General features: G+C 60.7%; 3 protein-coding genes. All 3 read right to left on the minus strand.

Going from position 1 to position 3973, the window contains the following annotated elements; genetic code table 11:
• Window positions 1-71 precede the first annotated feature (71 nt).
• Window positions 72-869 (minus strand): hypothetical protein, encoded by a 798-nt coding sequence (locus G9H71_RS21360; RefSeq protein WP_231135246.1) that lies wholly within the window; start codon window positions 867-869, stop codon window positions 72-74.
• A gap of 180 nt (window positions 870-1049) precedes the next feature.
• Complete coding sequence (locus G9H71_RS21365) at window positions 1050-1358, minus strand: hypothetical protein (RefSeq protein ID WP_166284791.1); 309 nt, start codon at window positions 1356-1358, stop codon at window positions 1050-1052.
• A gap of 1022 nt (window positions 1359-2380) precedes the next feature.
• Window positions 2381-3700, minus strand: a complete 1320-nt coding sequence (locus G9H71_RS21370; RefSeq protein ID WP_331273179.1) for a GTP pyrophosphokinase — start codon at window positions 3698-3700, stop codon at window positions 2381-2383.
• Between the last annotated feature and the right edge of the window lie 273 nt (window positions 3701-3973).

Consider the following 3973-nt stretch of genomic DNA (forward strand, 5'->3'; position numbering starts at 1 on the left):
CCCGGGAGCGCCTCGGCAAACTGTTCGTCTGTCAGAGGCGCAGGATCATAGTCCGCGTCATCGACTATTTGTCATTCCCAGCCTGCGCTCCCCTGCGATGGGTAGATGCGGTGGGCCGGACTGAGCAGCGCACAGCGAGGGAGGAATATGCGCTTCACCAGTGGAATCGCCTCGGCCTCTCTTGCAAAGAATGACGCTCCCGACACTTCGGGAATGAAGCGCGGGGGACCCCCATGTGGGGTGAAGACACCTTCAATGAGTCTCTGCACCTGCAGAACAGCCTGTAGGGCAGGCTCCCGATCTCCGGAGTCCACATTGAGGTCATAGTGCACCGAAGCATGCCGCAGGTCCTTCAACGTCATGTAAGTGCCAGCTAAGTCACCATCAAGGACCCCCCAGCCCTCGAGTACGTCAATCGCGGCCTCCCAATTTGTGAACGTATCTTGCCGCCTCACTCGTTTTGTCGTCGCAGGATGCGCAGCATAGTCCTCGCGTAGGGCGAGTATCAACTGGTTGAAAACCCTTTCCCCGAGCGCGCAGGCACCTACAAGGGCTGGATAGAAGTCGCCTTGAGTGAAGGCTGACCTGATTTGGCGCATCAGTCGATTGTGCTCAATCGCGATGGACCAAGGCGCGGGCCCCATCGCTCTGTAATTTTCGATCTTTGTTTCTCCGTCGATGGTCCCGTGTTCAGCCAGGAGACCCATTCGGACGTTGGCCTGGTTGGAGCGCCACTGCTCCTGCAAGGCCGATTCCCAGTCCTCGCCTATCTCCTGGTCTAGGAGAGCGTTCCGCGTGTCGAAGGACACTTCAATTGGACGGTAACGTCTGCATTCGTCTTTTTCGGTTCGCGCTGCGCCGACTGTCACGAAGACAGGTTGCATGTCTTCCTCGCACGAAGGCCGCAACTCGGGACCAATGGGCTCCGATCAACTTCCGTACGGAAGCCCAATTCGTTGTGCACCGCGAAAATCGGCCATCCACCTTGAAGTTGCAGCAAGGCTCCCCCTTTAGTGGTTGGTGTCGCGCGTAGTATCCCAGAGAATCAATCAACGATAACTGCGCATGCCGGAGTCCGCGACTTGAAGCCTGGCGTCGCGTCGGTTCATGGTTACGATGAACCGGATTCGCCGATCCAAGGCCTGCGCGGGCTCCGAACCGATGCCCCGCGCGAGCGTTTCGATCATGGCGTCGTAAGAGGACGCACCCTCGACCAAGGCGCTGCAACCCCGTTCGATGAGGAGGTCGACCGAGGCCGCCCGCCGCGCGACCAGAATTGCCCCTCCCTGAAGCGCGGCGCGGATCTCGGCAAGAATGGCTTCAACCGCATCCACAGTCGGCACTGCATCGCCTTCCACTGAACACTCGTCGATGGTTCGTAATCCCAGGGCCGGGTGACACCCGACCATTGGTTCTGCTCTGGGGCGCATCCAGAAGCGCGGGCACCAAGGTGAGTCTCCGAGTGCGACTCGAGCGTCCAGAAGATGCCCTGGGATGTGCAGGACTGTGCTCAACTCCGCTCCGTAACGGCGAATCCACTCGCGCCCGCGCGTGAGCAATACGAGGCTGGGGTCTAGGACGACTTGCACCACTTCACCGACGGAAGGGGACGGGAAGAGGCGTCGAATGGGACAGGAAAAGAACGCGGGTCAAGTCACCGTTCCCGCCCTGCGCTGCCTTGCTGAGCTCAAGCGCGTTGCACACGAAGGCGCCGCGCCTCCCAACCATCGAAGTCTTCACTTCGTGCTGCAGTCGAAAACGCTCCACCTCATCGCGTGCGCGCTCGCTTTCCACCTTCGGCCTGCCGACGGAATTCATTCAATGTCGACATCATAATCTCTCCCGCTCCTAACCACCCCTGAGCTTGACCGTAAGCCGGTGACTCGTTGATGGGTACGCCGTCGACCTCCACCATGCCGTTGTCGTACGCCGTCACCCGAATCGTAAGCGTGAGTCCCTTGTCCTTCGGCGTCGGCTGAACCGCCATGGTCCTGCGCAACCGCTTGAGCTGCCCTGGCACAGCTTGTTCACCTCTTTCTAGCACCTCGTACCGGTGGGAGTTGCATAGCGGCACTCCCTTGAGCGGGGCGCCATACACCGATGAAGCTCGTAGGACGGCGAGTCCTTCCCGAGAGTCCGCCCCAACTCCGCCCGTCCGTCCGGTCCACCCCCGGAACGGGGCTCCAGACATCTCAGGCGCAGCGCCCCGCAAAGCAGGTGAGCGATGCGCGGCGCGCTGCGTTGCGAAGCAACCGTTCGTGACGCTCGCCGTAACTTGGAGCGCGAACTCGCGGTGAGCACTTGAAGGCCCCCCTCGAAGTGACGCGACTGAGATCCGCGTAGCGGCGCCTGACCGCCGACCTTTCCAACTCATCCTTGCTTATGGATTCGGACGCAAGCGGACCTCAAGGTCCTTTATCAGGCGTTCGAGTCGGTCCCCCGCATCCCGCAGTTGCTCGGCCGACACGTCCTCTTCCCCATGCACAACGCGGTTGCGAAGAGTTCTCCAGTAGTCGAGTTCCCCGAGCAAGTCGGAATCGGTGATGCCAAGACCAGCGAGCGCGCGACGCGTTGGCATCCCGACGCCGCGACCGGAAGTAGAAGCATGAGTGCGGATTAGCGCTTCCAGCCGAACCCACTGCGACAGGAAGTACCCGAGTTGCTCGTTGCGCCTGCGTCCATGACCTCTGACTGCGCCTGCATCGTACAACTCTGCTTCCTCGCGGACTGACTGATAGAGGTCATAACGAGACTCGTCCTCACTAAGGAGAGCATCGATAACCTGTTCCGCGAGGGGGCGCTCCTCAAGATTAGCGTGAATCGCAGTCAGGTACGGCGCGAGGGCATCCGGAGTCGTCAGATTCAGGCGGTCAAGAAGGGTGTACAGCAGATCGATGTGGCCCAAGCCCGACTCAGCTATTGGACCGTCAACAACTGAGGTCGCGCGACTGAATAGATACGAGGCGAGGTCATAATGGTTGTCGAAGCTCCTTCCAGCCTCAGTTACGCGAACCTCTCCCGCCCGCTGTAACTGCTCCAGAGCAATCTCGCCGGCCAAGACCAACCCGTTCAACTGGTCAAGCAAGGAGTACTCAGCCGCAGATAGGTTTCCCTCCAAGGGCTTATAAACGAGGTCATGCTCAACCTCCGCCCACGCATGCATCAAGACCGAGGCCACCTGGATCTCGATCTTCGCCACCGCGTAGCGCCGAGAGCGGTCATCAAGATCAGCATCTCGCAGCCTCACGCGATAATGGTGGGCGGAGTATCCCGAAAACCTCTTACTGGGGTGCAACTGAGACTCAGCAGGGAACTCGCGCCTGTCGTCATACTCCTCGAACAGCCGTCTGACTGCGCTTCCAACGCGTTCGCGCTCCGCGGGAAAGTATAGTGCAACACGCACGCCCGCTAAGTCGACTATGTCGTCATAGATGTCCTCGGTGCATCCGTAAGGACGCCGACGCTCCCTCGACCTGCACTTCTCCTCGAGTCGCGGTATGGACTTGGCTCGGCTAGTGACAATAGCCCGCACCCCGGAGGCCTGTAGGTCCGATTCGAGGAGCCGAGCGGCACGACGTGAGACCTCTTCATAAAAGTCGTACTCCTTCGCGTACCGCGCCACGAAGTCGTCAACCACCCCCACGGCACGCTCCCCGTCCTCGGGTCCAGAGACAGCCAGGGTAGCGGTCGGTACGAACACCAAGGGAGCAGCAACACCGAGTTGTTAGCGTGGCCAACGGTGTCGACGGCAGTCTGTCGCTCGATCAACACACGACTCAGGCTCGGCTGGGCGCATGACCGCGAAGTGCGGTTGCGTCGGCAACATCCACACATCAGCGAGTCCGGGCGCGCGACTCGCGGACATCGTTGCCGAAGCAACATCCGCACATGCCGCCGACGAGCCCGGTCCGTGACCGCTCTTGCCGAAGACGGCATTCGGTCGAGGCAGACTCTGACGTGGCAGCGGAACCCC

This window comes from Motilibacter deserti, from assembly GCF_011250635.1.
GTDB classification, from domain to species: Bacteria; Actinomycetota; Actinomycetes; order Motilibacterales; family Motilibacteraceae; genus Motilibacter_A; species Motilibacter_A deserti.